Origin of the sequence: Pandoraea iniqua (assembly GCF_902459685.1) — a bacterium.
Taxonomy (GTDB): domain Bacteria; phylum Pseudomonadota; class Gammaproteobacteria; order Burkholderiales; family Burkholderiaceae; genus Pandoraea; species Pandoraea iniqua.
Genome location: NZ_CABPSF010000003.1, coordinates 40,344 through 56,753 on the forward strand (window position 1 = coordinate 40,344; position 16,410 = coordinate 56,753).

General features: G+C 65.1%; 12 protein-coding genes. 4 read left to right on the forward strand and 8 right to left on the reverse strand.

What is annotated here, in order from left to right; translation table 11 throughout:
• Nucleotides 1-35: 35 nt before the first annotated feature.
• From PIN31009_RS11440 to PIN31009_RS11455, 4 genes are all read right to left on the reverse strand, one after another.
• Entirely contained in the window at nt 36-1,373 is a 1,338-nt protein-coding gene (locus tag PIN31009_RS11440) for an efflux RND transporter periplasmic adaptor subunit (protein ID WP_150790323.1), read from the reverse strand.
• A 346-nt stretch (nt 1,374-1,719) separates the two neighbouring features.
• Nucleotides 1,720-2,724 carry a sterol desaturase family protein gene (locus PIN31009_RS11445; RefSeq protein WP_150790324.1) on the reverse strand — a complete coding sequence of 335 codons (1,005 nt, stop codon included), beginning with the start codon at nt 2,722-2,724 and terminating at the stop codon, nt 1,720-1,722.
• Between the two features lie 12 nt (nt 2,725-2,736).
• The gene (locus PIN31009_RS11450; protein WP_087688964.1) at nt 2,737-3,750 is read right to left on the reverse strand and encodes a YVTN family beta-propeller repeat protein; all 1,014 of its coding nucleotides are present in this window, start codon (nt 3,748-3,750) and stop codon (nt 2,737-2,739) included.
• 315 nt (nt 3,751-4,065) lie between these two features.
• Nucleotides 4,066-4,665 (reverse strand): PadR family transcriptional regulator, encoded by a 600-nt coding sequence (locus PIN31009_RS11455; protein ID WP_150790854.1) that lies wholly within the window; start codon nt 4,663-4,665, stop codon nt 4,066-4,068.
• Nucleotides 4,666-4,839: 174 nt separating this feature from the next.
• Between PIN31009_RS11455 and PIN31009_RS11460 the strand changes: the two genes are divergently transcribed.
• Both PIN31009_RS11460 and PIN31009_RS11465 read left to right on the forward strand, forming a co-directional pair.
• Nucleotides 4,840-6,861, forward strand: coding sequence for an NADPH-dependent 2,4-dienoyl-CoA reductase (locus tag PIN31009_RS11460; RefSeq protein ID WP_150790325.1), 2,022 nt, complete (start codon nt 4,840-4,842; stop codon nt 6,859-6,861).
• Between the two features lie 237 nt (nt 6,862-7,098).
• A complete protein-coding gene (locus PIN31009_RS11465; RefSeq protein WP_150790326.1) occupies nt 7,099-8,883 on the forward strand; it encodes a GGDEF domain-containing protein in 1,785 nt (594 codons plus the stop codon).
• Here the strand turns inward: PIN31009_RS11465 and PIN31009_RS11470 are convergent.
• Nucleotides 8,880-10,271 (reverse strand): CoA transferase, encoded by a 1,392-nt coding sequence (locus tag PIN31009_RS11470; protein WP_150790855.1) that lies wholly within the window; start codon nt 10,269-10,271, stop codon nt 8,880-8,882. The two genes, PIN31009_RS11465 and PIN31009_RS11470, sit on opposite strands and share 4 nt — an antisense overlap.
• 275 nt (nt 10,272-10,546) lie before the next feature.
• Here PIN31009_RS11470 and PIN31009_RS11475 point away from each other — a divergent pair, with 275 nt between their 5' ends.
• Nucleotides 10,547-11,743: a citrate synthase family protein gene (locus PIN31009_RS11475; RefSeq protein WP_150790327.1), complete on the forward strand. Its 1,197-nt coding sequence runs from the start codon at nt 10,547-10,549 to the stop codon at nt 11,741-11,743.
• Nucleotides 11,744-11,781: 38 nt separating this feature from the next.
• On the opposite strand, the gene PIN31009_RS11480 is transcribed toward PIN31009_RS11475, so the two are convergent.
• The 3 genes from PIN31009_RS11480 to PIN31009_RS11490 form a co-directional block, all read right to left on the reverse strand.
• The gene (locus PIN31009_RS11480) at nt 11,782-13,287 is read right to left on the reverse strand and encodes a PepSY-associated TM helix domain-containing protein (RefSeq protein WP_150790328.1); all 1,506 of its coding nucleotides are present in this window, start codon (nt 13,285-13,287) and stop codon (nt 11,782-11,784) included.
• 148 nt (nt 13,288-13,435) lie between these two features.
• Nucleotides 13,436-13,888 (reverse strand): DUF2946 domain-containing protein, encoded by a 453-nt coding sequence (locus PIN31009_RS11485; RefSeq protein ID WP_150790329.1) that lies wholly within the window; start codon nt 13,886-13,888, stop codon nt 13,436-13,438.
• A gap of 82 nt (nt 13,889-13,970) precedes the next feature.
• Nucleotides 13,971-15,431, reverse strand: coding sequence for an HD domain-containing phosphohydrolase (locus PIN31009_RS11490; RefSeq protein WP_150790330.1), 1,461 nt, complete (start codon nt 15,429-15,431; stop codon nt 13,971-13,973).
• Nucleotides 15,432-15,595: 164 nt separating this feature from the next.
• Here PIN31009_RS11490 and PIN31009_RS11495 point away from each other — a divergent pair, with 164 nt between their 5' ends.
• A complete protein-coding gene (locus PIN31009_RS11495) occupies nt 15,596-16,366 on the forward strand; it encodes an alpha/beta fold hydrolase (RefSeq protein ID WP_150685508.1) in 771 nt (256 codons plus the stop codon).
• Nucleotides 16,367-16,410 lie beyond the last annotated feature (44 nt).

Genomic DNA, 16,410 nt, shown 5'->3' on the forward strand with positions numbered 1-16,410 from the left:
CGGGGATGCAGGGTCTCGGTCGGACGGGCATGGCGTTATTGGGCGCCAGCGGCGGAGGCCGGGGGTGCGGACGTGGCCGATGCGCCTGATGCGCCTGAAGCCCCCGAAGCTTCAACTGCCGCCGGTGCCGACGCGCCACGATGTCCGCCGTGGCGTCCCGCGCCCGACGCTTGTGCGGCGGCACCGGTCTCGCTGGCAGCCGCTGCGCCGCTTGCCGGGGTCGCCGCGTTAGGCAGGGCAATGTGCGCGCCGTCGCTCAGGCGGTCCATGCCGTCCGTCACCACGGTTTCGCCCGCATTCAGGCCCGACGTGATGACCGTGTGCTTACCGTCGCTCGGCCCGATCGTGACTTTGCGCAGCGAGGCGGTGTTGTTCTGTGTGGCGACATAGACGAACTCGCCCGGTGCGCCGCTCTGCACGGCGGGTGTCGGCACCAGCACCACATGCTGGAGCGTGTCGACGAGCAGCGTCACGTTGACGAATTCCTGCGGAAACAGCACTTCGTCGTCATTGGCGAAGCGTGCGCGCAACGTGACTGTGCCCGTAGACGTGGCCATCTGGTTGCTCACGGCGTACAGCGCGCCGGTGGCGAGTTTTTCCTTGTTGTCGCTGGAGAAGGCGGTCACGGCGAGCGGCTTGCCGGTGCGGTACTGCTTCATCACGGCCGGCAGGGCGTTCTGGGCCACGGTGAATTCGACCGTCGTCGGCTTGACGCTGGTAATGACGGCGATGCCGGTAGTGCTCGTCGACGTCACGTAGTTGCCCGCGTCGACGAGTCGCAGACCGACGCGGCCGGCGACCGGCGCGGTGATGCGGCAGTAGGTCAGATCGAGATCGAATTGGGCGATGTTAGCCAGATCGGCTTTGACGGCGGCTTCGTCCTGCGCCACGAGGAATTGCTGATCGGCGAAGGTCTGCTCGGCAATCGACTTCTGCTGGTGCAGTTGGGTATAGCGCGCGAGGTCGGCCTTGGCTTGCGCGAGCGCGGCGCGGTCTTTGGCGAGTTGGGCCTGCGCCTGCGCCTTGCTGATTTCGTACTGGCGCGGATCAATCTGCGCGAGGAACTGGCCCTTGGTGACTTCCTGACCTTCCTGATAGCCCACCTGCGTGAGGTAGCCGCTCAACTGCGGCAGTACCGTCACCGTCGCTTCGGGCGTGACCGTGCCCAGCGAGGTGATCGTCACCGGCATTTCGCCGTAGGCCGCCTGAGCCACCGAGACGATTTGCGGCTGCGCGCCGCGCTTGGTATTGGGCCGGTGCGCGAGGTGCCAGGCAACCCATGCCACCAGCACGAGCACGACGATGCCAATCCATAACCCCGTACGACGCCGCTTCTTGGGCGGTTGCGATCCGGTATCCGGTGCTGCTTCCATATCTGCCTCCAGCGCGACGCACATGCGCCGCCCATGCACCCGGGAAAGGCCCGGGTTGCCACGCTTAGCAGTCTAGCGACGGGGGTGCCCGTTTTGGCGGGCCGAACAGGCGCTGGAAGTTACGGCATCTTACCTCCGCACGCGTTCTCAGGCGTGGCGCGGGGGGACGTAAACGCCCGTAACCACAGGGGAAATTGCGGGGAAATCAGGGGGCGGGAAGGGGGCTTGCGGGCAGGGTGCCAGTGACAGGCCCCCTGTTACATCGTGTTACTGAGGGGTGCTGAAAGTAATCCGGCGCAAGATGGCCGGAGGATGTTTCAGCACCCGTGTGCTTCCTGATGCCTAGTTATGCCGTCGGGCGGCCTGCGGTGCGACCGGGCATGAGACGGCGGGCGATACGGCCGAACGCGCGCACTTGCTGTGCAATCACACCCATGCCGTAGCGGCGCGAACGGCCTTCCGGTGCGGGCAACTGGTCGCGAATGCCGGTCGGCTCGACGGCGTGTTCCCACGAGGCCGTGCGAAACATCATGTCCCACCATGGGAAGAGCACGCCGAAGTTGCAGCCGTAGCGCGTGCCTTCGTGGCCGTAGCCGATAGCGTGATGGCGGCGATGGAACGTCGGGCTCACGATCAGGCGTTCCAGCACCCGGCCATACGGCAGGCGGGCATTCACGTGCTGCACGCTTTGCAGGAAGTTGCTCACGGCCACCAGCACCACGTACTGCGCCGGCTGCACGCCGATGAAGAGCGCGATGCCCGCGAAGAATGCGGCTTGCAGTACGTCGTCGAGGAAGTGGTTACGGTCATCCGACCACAGCGACATTTGCTGCTGGCTGTGATGGACGGCGTGCAGCTCCCACCAGACACCGAACCGGTGTTGCCAGCGGTGATACCAGTAGCCGGCAAAGTCGAGCACGATGAGGTAGATCAGGAACGAGGCGAGCGGCTGATCGGTGACGCCGGGATACAGGCCGTCGAGATCGATGCTCGGCAGGCCGTGGATCACCATCTGGCTTTGCAGCTCGTTGAAGACGGGCTGGAGCACCACGAAGAACAGCAGATTCAGAATGCCGAGCTTGGCGATCCATGTGTAGATCACGTCGGCGCGCACCTGACGGCGGTCCTGCCATTTCTCGACGGGGCGCAGGGCTTCGAGCGGGCGCAGCAGCGCGTACGACACGCCGATTTGCAGCACGCCGATAAGGACGAAGTAGAGCGCGTCGTAAATATCGTCGTCATAGCCCATGAAGTTGAAGTGAAACAGCAGCGGCTGGATCACGTCCACATAGATGAGCGTCTGCACGGCCGAGATGCCGCTGTCGACGAAATTGATGGCTTCCTGAATCATCGGGTGGCCTCGTCAGTCCGGATTCGGGGAGAGTACGGGGGCTCGGTCGGCAAAGAAAATGCCGTGCGGCGAACGGTTTACCGCGATGCGGTCGACCAGTTGTCGCGTGGTCAGGTCGATCACGCCGACGTGGCGGGCGAAGCGGAACGTTACCCAAAGATAGCGTTTGTCGGCGGAAAGTTCCATATCGTCCGGGCCTGGCATCAGGCCGGTGATGTCGGCGACTTTGGTGAGCGATTCGTAATCGAGAATGCTGATGGTGCTCTCGACGCGGTTACTCACGGCAATGTGGCGGCCATCGGAGAGCGAGCGGAAGTTGTGCGCGCCGCGTCCGGTCTGGATGCGCTTGATGACCTTTTGCGTGCGCCAGTCGACCACGGCGACATCGTCTTCACCGGTCATGCCGACGAGCAGATATTTGTCGCCGGGCGTCATCCACAGGCCGGCGGGGGTCTTGCCGACGTTCATGCGCCACTTGACGGTCTGCGTGGGCAGATCGATGGCGACGAGTTCGCCCGAGTCTTGCAAGGTGACGAAGACCGTTTTGCTATCGGACGAGAAGGTCATGTGGCTGGGCGTCTTGGCCAGCGGAATGCGCTTGGCGACCGTGACGTTTTCGCCGTCGTAGTGATAGAGGTCCACCCGGTCGAGGCGCAGCGCGGCGGTCACGAACCATTTGCGATCGGGCGAGAAGCCGAGCTGGTACGGATCGTCGATGTCTGCGACCTGACGCTGGAGCTTGCCGCTGGACGGGTCGAGGAACATGAGGCTGTTCGAGACCGAGTTGGCGACGATGAGCGAGCGTTTGTCGGGGGTGATCATCAGGTGGTGCGGCTCCTTGCCGGTGGGCATGGTGCCGATGACCTTATGCGTGGCCTGATCGATCAGAGAAAGTTGGGCTGCGCCGGAGTCGAGCACGATGACCGTGCTGGCGAAGGCAGGCGAGAGGTGGAAACCACCCACAACCAGGGCCGAGATGGACGCCAGAGCGCGCATGCGGCCGAAAAGCTTGGAAGAAAACACCATGAATGCCGTAGGGTAAGGCCAATATGAAGCCGACAACGGTGACGCTCCGCCGGGATGCGGACCGCCGACTTGAGAGGTAAACGCACCACCGGGCCGGGCCGTTGACAAGAAAATGGGACGAAAGGGAGAGGGGGAGCTTTCCGGATTTTGTGGAAGGCGTGCAATCGACGGGGCGAGCAATGATCTCGCTGATGTATGAAAATTAAACGCTCACATGTGAGCGTTTATTGTGGATAAAGCTACGTATGTGAGCGGTTAGGCGATTTGTCGATTGAGGTCGGATCCCGTCTGGCAGACAGGCGACGCCATAAGCGCTCATGTCGACGAAGTGTGATCGCTTTTCGCGCTGACCTCCGTGACCTCCGTGACCTCCACCCCATCCCATTGCTCCAGCAACGCCAGCGCCTCGCGCGTCCAGTCCAGCCAGCCTTGTTCGTACCTCACGCCGAGCATGAGGATGTGGCGCTGCAACGCCCGTTCCCGGGAGAGTTCAACGCCTGTGGGGAAATCGCGGGCTTCGATCGCCCGGTAGGCCGCGAGCTTTTGCGCATGCAATGCCGCACGCCGGCGCAATTCCGGCTGTAGCCCCAACGTCCCCATCGCTGCATCGGCCCGCAAACGCACCATCAGGTCGTCGCGCAAATCCGACGGCTCCGTCGGCGTCGCCGCCCACGCCAGCAACTCGTCCCGGCCGCCATCCACCACCCGATAGACACGCTTGCGTGTTCGCCCCCCGTCCGGCGCGGCCGTCGAGACGATCCACCCGGCAGCCTCCATGCGGGCCAGTTCGCGATAGATCTGCTGATGCGTGGCGTGCCAGAAGAAACCGATCGATTTGTCGAAACGGCGGGCAAGGTCGTACCCCGAAGAGGATTTCTCCAGTAGCGAGGTCATTAGGGCGTGGGCGAGCGGCATGCCCGGCAGTGTAGGCACTCTATTCCACCTATGCAACCCGTTGCATAGTGGCCGCCGTCGCCTTAGAATCGCCATCAAACTATGCAACTGGTTGCATAGCCAAGGCACGCATCGACGTGTCCTATGCTTCCCGGATGCACCCCCAAAACCTGCCGAAAAGCGAGAGAGACAGCGATGAGCGGCTATCCCCACCTGTTGCAACCCCTTGATCTGGGCTTCACCACCTTGCGTAACCGTGTGCTGATGGGCTCGATGCACGTCGGGCTGGAAGAAGCGCGCAACGGTTTCGCCCGGATGGCCGAGTTCTATGCCGAACGCGCACGCGGCGGCGTGGCCCTCATGGTCACTGGCGGTATCGCCCCGAACGACGCAGGCCGGCCCTACGCCGGCGGCGCCAAGCTCAGCACGGAAGACGAGTCGGACAAGCACCGCGTGGTGACCGACGCCGTGCATGCCGCAGGCGGCAAGATTGCCTTGCAGATCCTGCACTTCGGCCGCTACGCCTACCATCCCGACCTTGTCGCGCCGAGCGCGTTGCAGGCGCCGATTACGCCCGCCAAGCCCCGCGAACTGTCGAGTGCCGATGTCGAAGCCACCATCGACGACTTCGTCAACTGCGCCGCACTGGCGCAACGCGCAGGTTATGACGGCGTCGAAATCATGGGTTCGGAAGGGTATCTGATCAACGAATTCATCGCCGCGCGGACCAATCACCGCACCGACGAATGGGGCGGCAGCTACGAGAACCGCATCCGTTTCCCGGTAGAAATCGTGCGTCGTGTGCGCGAACGCGTGGGCCGCGAGTTCATCATCATCTATCGCCTGTCGATGCTCGATCTGGTCGAGGGCGGCTCCACGTTCGACGAGGTCGCACGGCTCGCCAAAGCGGTCGAAGCCGCAGGTGCCACGCTGATCAACACCGGTATCGGCTGGCACGAAGCCCGCATTCCGACAATCGCCACCAGCGTGCCGCGCGCCGCGTTCGCGTGGGTGACCGGCAAGCTCAAGGGCCACGTCGGCATTCCGCTCATCACGACCAACCGCATCAACATGCCCGATGTGGCTGAGCGCATTCTCTCGGCAGGCGAAGCCGACATGGTGTCGATGGCGCGCCCATTGCTCGCCGACCCCGAGTTTGTGAACAAGGCCGCTGCCGGGCAGGCCGACGCCATCAACACCTGTATCGGCTGCAATCAGGCGTGTCTCGATCACACGTTCAGCGGCAAGATCACATCGTGTCTGGTCAACCCGCGTGCCTGCCACGAGACGGAGTTGCGTATCGAGCCGGCCGGGCGCGCGCGTCGTGTGGCCGTCGTCGGTGCCGGTCCGGCCGGGCTTGCCGCCGCCACCGTCGCTGCCCGCCGAGGGCACGACGTCACGCTCATCGAAGCCGACGCGGAGATCGGCGGCCAGTTCAACATGGCCAAACGCGTCCCCGGTAAGGAAGAGTTCTACGAGACGCTGCGCTACTTCCGCCACGAACTCGCCGCGACCGGCGTCAAGGTTCAGTTGAACACCCGCGCCAGCGTCGATTCGCTTACCGCCGGCGGCTACGACGACGTCGTGCTGGCCACGGGCGTCGTACCGCGCACCCCGGAGATCGAGGGCATCGACCACCCGAAGGTGCTCAGCTATATCGACGTGCTGCGCGGCGGCGCGTCCGTCGGCAAGACGGTGGCGGTGCTCGGTGCCGGCGGTATCGGCTTCGACGTGGCGGAGTTTCTGACGCAGGCCGGCGAAAGCGCCACGCTGGTGCCCGAGAAGTTCTACGCCGAATGGGGCATCGATCCGACGTACGCCCACGCAGGCGGTCTGCGCGCCCCGGCGCTGGAAGCCTCGCCGCGCAAGGTCTATCTCATGCAGCGCAAGACATCCAAGGTCGGTGACGGGCTGGGCAAGACGACCGGTTGGATTCACCGCACGTCGCTCAAGCATCGCGGGGTGGAAATGATTCCCGGCGTGACCTACCAGCGCATCGACGACGAAGGCCTGCATGTGACGCTGGACGGGTTGCCGCACGTGCTGCCGGTCGACAACGTTGTGCTGTGCACCGGGCAGGAGCCGCTGCGCGAACTGGAAGCGGGGCTGAAGGCGGCGGGTGCCCGCGTTCATGTGATCGGCGGCGCCGATGTGGCCGCCGAGCTCGATGCCAAGCGCGCCATCAAACAGGGGACCGAATTGGCCGTGGATCTGTGATTTACCCCTCGGGGAGATGGTCAGTGATTTGGGATGTCTCCCCGGTGGTGAAACGCACTATGAGACAATGCGCCGTCTCGCTGAATGCCCCGTTCCGGGGCGTTCGCGGCGTCAACGCGTGAACGCCGTGTGCCGGGCGTGCATTGTCGCCGTCAGCCGTTTGGCCGCTGTCCCGGCTTGCCGCCAGTGACAGTTTCAAGGGGAATATGTGCCGTTTGGCCGACGGTGTGATCGTGAATGAAGCGCAATTTACCGTCTGCCTCGCCACTGACGGGCCGTCTGCGGTTGCAGAATCTGGCCATCGTCTTTGTCGTTATCGTGCTTTGCGCCGGGTTGCTGACCTTAGCCTGGCGGTCGTATCAACGTGCCAGCGATGCCGCCCAAGGTTTCGACGCGCTGCGCGCCACGCTGCTGGCAATGGAGAAGGCGTCTGCCGAACGAGGCCCCGCCAATGCCGTGCTCGGCGCCGACCTGCCGTTGCCGCAGGAGGCTGTCACCGCGCTGAGAACCGCGCGAGAGGCCACGAACTCCCAACTCGATCGACTCCTTTACGTGCTCTCGTCCGACCACTGCGAGCGCTGCGGCGGCAGCTTGCGCGCGGTGGAGAAGGCGCGCCTCGATCTCGCGGCAGCCAGTGCCAACGTCGATCTGCTGGTGCAACGTCCGCGTGAGATGCGCAGCGACGCCGCCGTGCGAGACGCCGTCGATCGCATGATTCGCGTGATCGCCGATTTCACGCCGGTGGCCTCCACCCGTATCGACATCATCGCGCGCGGTGCCCCCGAGGCGCTGCACTACATCATTCTTGCCCGCCTCGCAGCCGATCTGCGCGAATACGCCGGACAACTCGGCTCCCAATTCACCGCCTCGCTCACCACCGGTCAGACGCTGACTGAGGCCGATCAGCGCGCCATGGAACGGATTCTCGGGCGCATAGAACAGCTGCGCGAAATGATCACGTCGCGCCTGTCCGACCCATCGGAGCTACCCGCCGGCATCGTCTCGGCGCTCAACACTCAGTACTTCGGCGCCGGCCTGCATTACGTCGCGACCGTCCGGACCTTGGCGAGTCAGCCGAAACCCGCGCCGTTTTCGACGGCAACGTTTGCCCGACAGTACGTGCCGACGATGCGCTCGATCACCGACTTTCGCGATGCCATGCTGACGCTGGCGCAGGAGAAAGTCGAAGCCCGGCGTACGTCGGCGTTGCACTTGCTGATCGCGACCGCCGTGGTCGAGATCGCCGTGGTGCTGTTGATCTATCTGGTCATGCGCAATTTCCGGCGCAATGTCGTCTATCCGCTGGAGACCGCCGCAGGTGTCATCGATGCGCTGGCCAAGGGGGATCCGCACATGGCCGTGGTCGGCGAAGAACTCTCGATGCATCGTCCGGAAGTGCGCACCATGTTCAAGGCGTTGCGCATCCTGCAACTCAGCGGCATCGAGTTGATGCAACTGCGCCGCGAGCGGGCACGGCTGGTCGGCGAGCTGGAAATGCTCTCCGACACCGATCCCCTGACGCGGTTGCTGAACTGGCGTGCCTTCGAGCGGCATGCCCGTGCGTTATGCGCCATACCCGCGCCGGGGCGCGTGGCGCTGATCAAATTCGATATCGATAACTTCACCCAGATCAACGCCACGTGGGGACACCACGTCGGCGACGACGTGTTGCGCCGCGTGAGTGCGGTGTGTCTGAACACCTGCCAGCCGGGCGACGTCATCGGGCGTCTGGGTGCCGACGCTTTTGTCGTGCTGGCGCGCGTGCTCGATGAATCGCGTGCGCAGCAGTTTGCCGAACTGCTGCGCGGACGCATCGAAGCGAGCACGTTGCCGCTGGGCGATGGCGAGGTGTTGACCGTCTCGGCGAGCTTCGGTATCGCCATGGCCGAACCGGCGACGGATGACATCGACCCCGCGGGCGAGCGTGCCGTCGTGTCGTCGGCCGTGGCGGATATTTCCGCATTGCTCAGTCAGGCCGAACGCCAACTGCGTGCGGCCCGGCAGGCAGGGGCGGGCGCTTAGGGCCACTCAGGCGTCGCCGTGCCCAGTGCCATCGCCGGCAGCGCCCAATCGACCGGTGTTCCGGCAATCGTCATCGGCGTTGCCACACGACGCACGGGGCCCCACGACGTATCTTCGATGCGCGCCGACAAGTCGTCGGCGGTCTCCTCGGCGAGTGGCGGCAGCGGGGGTGTCGGCGTGCGGTGCGTTACCAGCAGGCGCGCTGTGCGGGCCAGCGACCCACGAATCGTCGCCCCGAGCCCTTGCGTCTGACGCAACCCCAGTGCGCGCACGGCAGCGGCCGCCATCAGATACCCAGTCGCATAGTCGATGCCTTGTCCGGGCAGCGGCACCGGGCGCGCCGCGTTAGCGGCCTTCATGCCCGCATCGGCAATCCCCGCACTCATCTGCAACAGACTGTCGTAGCCCCGGCGTGCGTGCCACGGGCCCTCCCAGCCGTAGGCATCCAGTGACACATCGATCAAGCCCGGGTTGAGCTCACGCCGGCGCGCGGCACCCAGTCCGAGATGTTCCAGCGCATCGGGCCGGTAGCCGTGGACGACGATGTCGGCGTCGCGCAACAGCGTCTCTAATGTGGCACGACCGTCCGCCTGCTTCAGATCCAGACGTGCGCAGCGCTTTCCCAGAACGACTTCCGGCACCGTGCCGGGTTCATCCCAGCCGAACGGATCGATGCGCAACACCTGCGCGCCGAAGCCCGCGAGAAATCGCGTTGCCGTGGGGCCGGCCAGAATGCGTGTGAGGTCCAGCACGCGAATGCCGGAGAGCGGACGGCCTGCGAACGGGCGCCACGCGGCAGTACGCGTCGTCGTTGCGCCCGCGTCGAAGGTTTGCCAGTGCAGCAGCGGTTCTGCTGCGACTGCCAGACCTTGCGGATGGGCGTCCCATTGCGCGAGCGTTCGCATGGCCGCCGCACAGCCACCGTTGGCAACGACTTGGGCTTCCAATGCATCGGCTTGCCACGTCGCGACGGCCCGCGTCACGGCCTCGCGTTCGCCCGGCACACCGAGGACGGCGAGCGCGGCCGCACGGTGATGCGGCGCGTTGGTGTGCAACCGAATCCAGCCGTCGGCGGTTGGGTAGTCGCCCGCGATCGGGTCCCAGAGGGGCGACGACGTCCAGCCCTGCGCGCGGAACGACGTCTGAAACCAGAACGAGGCAAGACGCCGGTCGACATTTACGGCAGGCAGTGCGACGTCGGCCGCGAGACCGTAGTTGCCCGCTTCACCCGTGCCGAGCGCCGCCACCGCGAGACTCGCCGTGGCGATGGCAGCGGTCGCGAAATCGGTGAACGGAAATGCGCAGGGCAACGCGCCATGACCGCTGAGGGTGAGCGATGTGGTGTCGATCGGAGGCGACGCCGCCGCTTGATCGACTGCACGAAGCATTTCGCGCAAATAGTTGACGACAAAGGTGGAATCGTCGGCGAGCGACACGGTATTGGAGCGCTTGGAGGCGCCATGTCCGCTGGATTCGGTAACACGCATGAGGAAGTCCTCGAATGAATCGATAGAAACATCGCAATGAGTCGCGATGCGAGACTGCCGGCGCATTGAAGCTTATGCCGATGGATTTTATTGTCAATATTGATTAACTTAGTCAATCTATTGCGAATTCATGTGTGAAGTGACGTCTTCAAAGGCGTCGCTAAGCCATTGATGTTATGACAAATTATTTCACTGCAAAGCAGGCTGCCGAGCACTTGGGCGTGTCATTGCAAACGCTTTATGCCTATGTGAGCCGGGGGCTGCTGCACGCCGAACCGGGCAAGACGCATCGCGAACGGCGCTACCGCGTCGTGGACGTTGAGCGGCTGGCGGCGCAGCGCACGCGGGGGCGCAAGCCGAAAGAGGTCGCCAAAGCGGCGTTGGATTGGGGCACACCGGTGCTCGAATCGGCGATTACGTTGATTGAAGACGGGCGCTGCTATTACCGGGGACGCGATGCGTTGACGATGGCGCAAACGGCATCCGTCGAAGCGACGGCGGCGTGGCTATGGCAATGCGACGAGGCGACGGCGTTTGGTGACGGCGGCTTGCCGAAGGTATCGGATTGGCCCGTACTGACGCTGGAGAGCTACCGGGGCCAACGCGCCGAAGCCGCGCTGCTGCCATGCTTTACGGTCGCCAGTGACGATGCCTCGACGGCGATATGGCAGCGCGATCCGGTTCGGGTTGCGCTGGGCAGTGGCGCACTGTTGCGCTTGATGACGGCATGTCTGCTGGGTACGGCACCAAGCACTGCGCCGATTCACGAGCAGTGCGCAAGCGCTTGGGGTATCGACGATGCGGATGGCGCCGACTTGATTCGCATGGCGCTCGTACTGTGTGCCGATCACGAGTTGAACGCGTCGAGTTTCACGGCGCGATGCGTGGCGTCGACCGGTGCGAGCCTACGGGCGTCGGTGATTGCCGGGCTCGCGGCGCTCACCGGTACGCGTCACGGCGGCACCACGGCGCGCAACGAGGCCATGTGGGAGGAGGTTGGCGAAGTCGATATCGCGGCACGCATGCGCGCGCGGTTGGCGCGCGGCGAGAAGCTGCCCGGGTTCGGCCATCACCTGTATCCGGCAGGCGACGTGCGTGCGAGCGCGATGCTTGCCCGCGTGCTGCCCGCGCACCCGGCGTGGCAAACCATCATCGACACCGCCGACGCGCTGCTGGGCCAGCGGCCATCGCTCGATTTCTCACTCGTGGCGGTTCGTCGGCATTTGCAACTGCCGCTGGGCGCAGCGTTTGGCCTGTTCGCGCTGGGCCGCACCATCGGCTGGATCGCGCATGCGCTTGAACAACGCGAGAGCACGCGCCTGATCCGGCCGCGCGCGGCTTACGTCGGCGTGCCGCCTTCGGGAGACGACTGATCACGACGACTGATGCCGCCCGCCCGGCAGCACCGAGTTCACTGCGGCACGGGCGTGCGCTGGCGTTTGAAGATCACGCGGTCGACGGCCCAGACGAGTGCCATCGTCGCGCCCATCAACGGGAACACGCAACCCAGTACCCACATGCTGATCGTCCAGCCGCGCATGGGCGGACGCGTCTGACTGCGCGACGGTGCCCCCAGCGAGCGCGCCGGCCGCCGAATCCACCACATCGCCGCCCCCGTCGCCGCCATCGCAAAGAGGCCCATCGAGATCAGCGCGCACAACCACTGATTGGCTGCGCCGAAGTAGCGTCCCATGTGCAGCGAGGTGCCATACGAGATCGCTTGCGCGACACCGCCGTACGCGTCGTAATCGATGTCGTTGAGCACTTTTCCGCTGTACTGATCGATATGCAGCGTGCGCTCCACACGTGGGTCAGCAGGGAAGTACGACACGGTGTAGACCCCGTCGGGACGTGACGGCACCACGAGGCTGTAGCCGCTGGCAACGCCGTTGCGCGCCGCGATATCGATGACGCGATCGATCGGCAGTGCACCCTCGGCGCGCAGTTGTGTCGGTGACATGCCCATAGCGCCCATGCCTTCGTGGCCTGCATGACCTTCGTGCGCTTCGTGACTTTCGTGCCCCGCGTGGCCCTCATGGCCTGCATGCCCCGAAGCAGCAGACGTCGGCACGTTCGTATCGCCGACTGCCCACGGCATTTGCGTGAGCGGGAGATCGTCCATCTTCATCGGCCGTGCGGGAAGTTGCGAGCGCACCGGCGCTTCGCCCCATGCACCGGGCGGCGAGCCCATGCCCGCTTGCGTCGCCAGTGCCTTGAACTGCTTGCCCCACGAGCCCGACCACGGCAGGCCCGTCAGCACGAATGCCAGACCACCCGCCGCGAGCCACAAGCCCGCAACACCATGCAGATTCCGCAGCAGCGGGCGACCGCGCAACTGCAAGCGAGGGCGCAACACATTGGCCCATGAGGTGCCGCCTCGCGGCCACCAAAGGGCAACGCCGGTCGCCAGCATCACGAGTGTCCAGCAGCCGGCGAGCTCCATGAGCAACTCGCCCGGCTTGCCCAGCATGAGCGAGCGATGCAACTGGCGCACTTGCGCCATCAGCCGGTTCTGCACGCTGAGCGTGCCGAGTACCGTGCCCGTGTACGGGTTGACGTAGACGCTTTCGCGTTCGCCGCCGGGCAGCTTGAAAATGAATTCGGCACTGCGGGCCGGGTCGCGATTGACCTCCACCGAACTGATTTGCGCACCCGCCGGCAGCGACGCGGCGGCGCGCTCCATCAGCGTTTGTTCGGCCAGTCGCGGTGTGTTCTGAGCGGTGACGATCAAACGGTCGTGATACAGCCACGACTCGATTTGCGGCTGGAAGACATACAGCGTGCCGGTGATTGCCAGCACCATGAGCCATGGCATGACGAACAGGCCCGCGTAGAAATGCCAGCGCCAGAGGGTGCGGTATTGGCTAGCCGCGCCGGCCGATTGGGCTTCGCGCGCCGGGGTGTAGGGAACTTGCATGAGTCGAGTCCGTGACGATTCCGAGACGATTGTGTGAGCTAGCGCCGGTCAGTCGCGAGATACGGCGACACCGGGCGTAACAAGGGAACGACGCAAGGGAACGACGCACCGTCACCGTCGTCGGTGAAGGGGTGTTCGTGAGGCAGTCTCAGGAAAGGACGGGCGGGGCGCGCGCAGGCGGCGCAAAGGCGAGGCGGGAGGCGGAGGGCGTGACGACGGCGGCGGGGCCGGCGCGTGCGATCCACGCGAACGACAGCGCACCCGTCAGGGCAGGCAACGTGAGCGGCGGATGATTCGCGAGCAACGAGCAATAGCCGCAAACATCGCCCTGATCGGCGTGTGTGGCGTGCGACTCATGTGCGGCGTGACTGGCCGAGTCGTGACGGGCTGTGGCGGACGCGTCGTCTGTCGTCTGCACACGTGACAGCAACACGACAGTTTGCGTCCTGCCGTCGACCGTACAGAACGCTGCATCGATGGGCCGCTCAGTGGCGGCGCGATGTGCCGCGAGCACCTGACTGATCGCCGGCACGCAGATAGCCAGCCACATGGCGGCGAGGCCGAGCCATGCGCATAAGCGTCTGCGTGAAGTGCGGGTCATCGGACTCTTTCGAGGGGCAGGAAAAGTATGGCGGGGCTCCCGACGTCGGGGGCCGCAAGAAGCGTGAATGCTATCACGACACTCAGAGCAAACCTGCGGTCAGCGCCTTGAGCGTGGCGGCGGCGCGCGTCGAGCAGTCGAGCTTGCGAAAAATGCTTTCCACGTGCGTGCGCACGGTGCTGGGGCTTAACGCCAACGCGCGCGCGGCCTCCTTGTTGCTCATGCCGGTACTGATCTGGCGCAGCACTTCAACTTCGCGTGGCGAGAGCAGCGAACTGGTAGCCGATGGCGCAGGACGTACCGCTGCTTGACCTTGCTTACCTTCTGCCACGGCGATGACGGCTTCCGCCACCTCCGCATCGAATTTGCCCGCGCTCGCATCGGCCATCAGCAGGCGTGCGGCGGCGTCGACCGAATAGGCGGGCCGCCATGGGCGTGCGGCGCACAACGCTTCGAAGGCAACCGTTGTGGCGAGCACGCGAGCCGGTGCAATCAACGCGTCGCCCGACACCCCCCGGAAGTAGCCATTCCCGTCCAGACGTTCATACGCGTGCGATGCGAGATCGGCCGCCGGCCGCAATCCCTCGATCTGCTTGGCCGCCCGTGCGCTCCAGTACGGCACCAGACGCACCTTTTCCCACTGATCGGCAGAGAGTTTGCCCGGCGTGTCCCAAAGCCGGTTCGGCAGGGCGGCGCGCCCGATACCGTGCAACAACGCGGCAGCGTCGAGTTGCGCCTGCACTTCGACGCTCATGCCGAGGCACTGCGCGGTGCGTGTCGCGAGCCCGGCCACGCGGCGCGAGAAACCCGCCATCCACGGCAATTTGAGTTCGGTGACGTCGGCAAGCAGGCTTAGCGGCACGCGCGCGGTCGATGCCGGGTCGGCGAGTTGCCATGCGGCGGTATCGGGTTCCGCAGCATCCAGCGCATCGAGCCACTGATCGGCGTGGCGCAATGCCAGATCCACTAGCTGGCGAGGGTATTTGGCATCGGCTTGACTGCGCAGGAACGCATAAGCGTGTTCGCGACCGTGCGCCCGCGAGAGAATTTCCAGATCGCTGGCGACGTTGACGATAAAGACGGTGGACGGGATGCCATCGCCATGGCGCCCGGCCGGCATGCCCTTACCGTCGAAGCGTTCGAATATCTGGCGCAAGGCGTCGACGACCGGCACCGGCATGCCGAGGGTGACCGCCACGTCGCCTGAAATCTCGCAATGGATCAATGCCAACGGCACGATCAGCGACTGCGTGTGGGCGCTGAGCGGCGGCAGGGTCTGCGCCATCATCGCTTCGCGCGACGCGACATCGTCGCCGAGCAGTTCGGCAAACCCACTGGCGTTGGCCGTGCAACCGGACCAGCGCAGCAGCGCTGCGGCCCGTGCGTCGTTCTGTGCCGCCGTCGCGTCACCCGAGGCGGCTGCAAGCCAGCCTGACAGGCACGCGGCGCGGCGCGAGTGGTCCGTCGAACGGCCCATGCTCAGGTCGCCGATGAAGGCGAGCGCGAGAACGGCATCGGTGAGTCCCGCGGTGCTCGAAGACATGATCGGTGGGTGGGGGCAGGCGAGGTGGCGGGGGCGAAGACAGGGGCGCGATGAACTGGCTCGCATCGGACAATCGTCCGATACCGGGCAGGCCGTCGCGAGACGACACTGGCAACCAGTCGAGCCAACGTCGTGGTTCGTTCCCCTGATCAAAGGAGTTTTCGATGAAACGCCATTCTATCGCAGCCCTCTTGCTGAGCACCGGCCTGATGGGCCTCGCAGGTGTCGTCGCCCCGGCCAGCGCCGCCGAGACCCAACCGTCTGTCGTGATCGTGCACGGCGCATTCGCCGACGGGTCGGACTGGGCCAAGGTGGTCGCCCTGTTGCAGGATAAAGGCGTCAAGGTCACCGCCGTGCAGAACCCGCTCGATTCGCTGGCGGGCGACGTTGCCGCCGCCACGCGCGCTATCGACAACCAACCCGGCAAAGTCGTGCTGGTCGGCCATTCGTGGGGTGGCGCCGTGATTACCGAGGCAGGCAAGGACGCCAAGGTTGCCAGCCTCGTCTACGTCGCGGCATTCGCGCCGGACGCCGGTGAGTCGGTCGCCACGCTGGGCGAGACGCTGCCCAAGGCGCCGGGCACCGACCACATCACCGCCGATGCCAGTGGCTGGCTTAGCCTGCCCCCGGCCGACGTGGCGAAATACTTCGCGCAGGACGTGCCGGTCAAACAAGCGAACGTCATGGCCGCCACGCAGGGGCCGATCAAAGCGACGGCATTCGGTGAAAAGGTGAGCGTTGCGTCGTGGCATCAGAAGCCGTCGTGGTTCGTCATCAGCCAGAACGATCGCATGATCGCGCCCGACGCACAGCGCGCCATGGCCAAGCGCATCGGGGCAAAGGTGACGGAGGTACCGTCCAGCCACGTGCCGCAGCAATCGCGTCCGGCCGACGTGGCCAAGGTCATTCTCGACGCCGTCGCCAGCGTGAAGTAAGCCGTCGGACGGGCTTTTTTGAATTCGTATGTGTCGTCGGTAAC

What these genes read in the sequence shown, in the direction of transcription:
- PIN31009_RS11440 (WP_150790323.1), bottom strand. Translation starts at nt 1,373, where the DNA reads ATGGAAGCAGCACCGGATACCGGATCGCAACCGCCCAAGAAGCGGCGT.
- PIN31009_RS11445 (WP_150790324.1), bottom strand. Translation starts at nt 2,724, where the DNA reads ATGATTCAGGAAGCCATCAATTTCGTCGACAGCGGCATCTCGGCCGTG.
- PIN31009_RS11450 (WP_087688964.1), bottom strand. Translation starts at nt 3,750, where the DNA reads ATGGTGTTTTCTTCCAAGCTTTTCGGCCGCATGCGCGCTCTGGCGTCC.
- PIN31009_RS11455 (WP_150790854.1), bottom strand. Translation starts at nt 4,665, where the DNA reads ATGCCGCTCGCCCACGCCCTAATGACCTCGCTACTGGAGAAATCCTCT.
- PIN31009_RS11460 (WP_150790325.1), top strand. Translation starts at nt 4,840, where the DNA reads ATGAGCGGCTATCCCCACCTGTTGCAACCCCTTGATCTGGGCTTCACC.
- PIN31009_RS11465 (WP_150790326.1), top strand. Translation starts at nt 7,099, where the DNA reads ATGAAGCGCAATTTACCGTCTGCCTCGCCACTGACGGGCCGTCTGCGG.
- PIN31009_RS11470 (WP_150790855.1), bottom strand. Translation starts at nt 10,271, where the DNA reads ATGCTTCGTGCAGTCGATCAAGCGGCGGCGTCGCCTCCGATCGACACC.
- PIN31009_RS11475 (WP_150790327.1), top strand. Translation starts at nt 10,547, where the DNA reads ATGACAAATTATTTCACTGCAAAGCAGGCTGCCGAGCACTTGGGCGTG.
- PIN31009_RS11480 (WP_150790328.1), bottom strand. Translation starts at nt 13,287, where the DNA reads ATGCAAGTTCCCTACACCCCGGCGCGCGAAGCCCAATCGGCCGGCGCG.
- PIN31009_RS11485 (WP_150790329.1), bottom strand. Translation starts at nt 13,888, where the DNA reads ATGACCCGCACTTCACGCAGACGCTTATGCGCATGGCTCGGCCTCGCC.
- PIN31009_RS11490 (WP_150790330.1), bottom strand. Translation starts at nt 15,431, where the DNA reads ATGTCTTCGAGCACCGCGGGACTCACCGATGCCGTTCTCGCGCTCGCC.
- PIN31009_RS11495 (WP_150685508.1), top strand. Translation starts at nt 15,596, where the DNA reads ATGAAACGCCATTCTATCGCAGCCCTCTTGCTGAGCACCGGCCTGATG.